Origin of the sequence: Thermovenabulum gondwanense, from assembly GCF_001601575.1 — a bacterium.
In the GTDB taxonomy this organism is placed as follows: domain Bacteria; phylum Bacillota; class Thermosediminibacteria; order Thermosediminibacterales; family Thermosediminibacteraceae; genus Thermovenabulum; species Thermovenabulum gondwanense.
This window is the reverse complement of record NZ_LOHZ01000031.1, coordinates 1-789: the sequence shown is the minus strand read 5'-3', so window position 1 is coordinate 789 and position 789 is coordinate 1. Positions and strand designations below refer to the sequence as shown.

The following is a 789-nucleotide window of genomic DNA, read 5'->3' as shown; positions in this document are numbered from 1 at the left end:
GGTTCCCTGCAAAGTCTTTTCCTTCCATGAGGGTGCTGGCTATCTGGAGGATGTTTACGGAGTCGAGTTCGAATACGGGTTTTGTGGTTTTGTGGTCTCCAAAGTAGGGATGGTCTCCGGTGAGGGCGAGGATGTTTTTTATTCCGAGGGCTCCTGCGGATAAGAGTTCGCCCTGTACTGCTATGCGGTTTCTATCCCTTCCGGTTATTTGCATTACGGGTTCTACGCCTTCCTGGAGGAGTATTAACGAGGCACCCAGGGAGGACATCCTTACTACGGCGCTTTGAAAGTCGGTGGTGTTTACGGCATCTACCCTGCCTTTTATTGCTTTTGCGCATTCTTTGAGTTTTGCGGTGTCTATTCCTTTTGGCGGTGCAAGTTCGCAGGTTACGGCAAATTGGCCGGCGTCGAGTTTTTGTTTTAAGGTCATTTTTTTCCCCTCCTTTGTGTTTTATTTTTGCGGTGTTATTTTTCTTGGATGGTAGGCTTTGCTGTGGTCTTTTGGGGGTTTTATTTGAAGAAGTTTATCCGTCTGGCCTAATTTCTGGAGTTTTTGGTATATGAGTATCCAGGCGCAGTCGTTTTCGGGGTCAAGTTCGCATTTTCCGTTTTTTGCACCGCCGCAGGGCCCGTTTAATAGCCCTTTAGCGCATTTTGTTACGGGGCATATGCCTCCGGTCCAGGCAAGTTCGCATTCGCCGCAGGCTCTGCAGGCTTCGGTAAAGTGCCCTATTCTTTCTACTTCGCCGATAAAGAGGGTGTCGTTGGCGGGGTATACGGGTTTTTCCT

Annotated in this window: 2 protein-coding genes; both read right to left on the bottom strand. The window is 49.0% G+C overall.

From position 1 onward, the window contains the following. Positions 1 to 430: methylenetetrahydrofolate reductase (locus ATZ99_RS06840; RefSeq protein ID WP_187694835.1), on the bottom strand; the 430-nt coding region annotated here is incomplete at its 3' end. Positions 431 to 451: 21 nt separating this feature from the next. Further along, the coding region (locus ATZ99_RS06835; protein ID WP_187694834.1) for a methylenetetrahydrofolate reductase C-terminal domain-containing protein at positions 452 to 789 on the bottom strand (338 nt) is incomplete at its 5' end.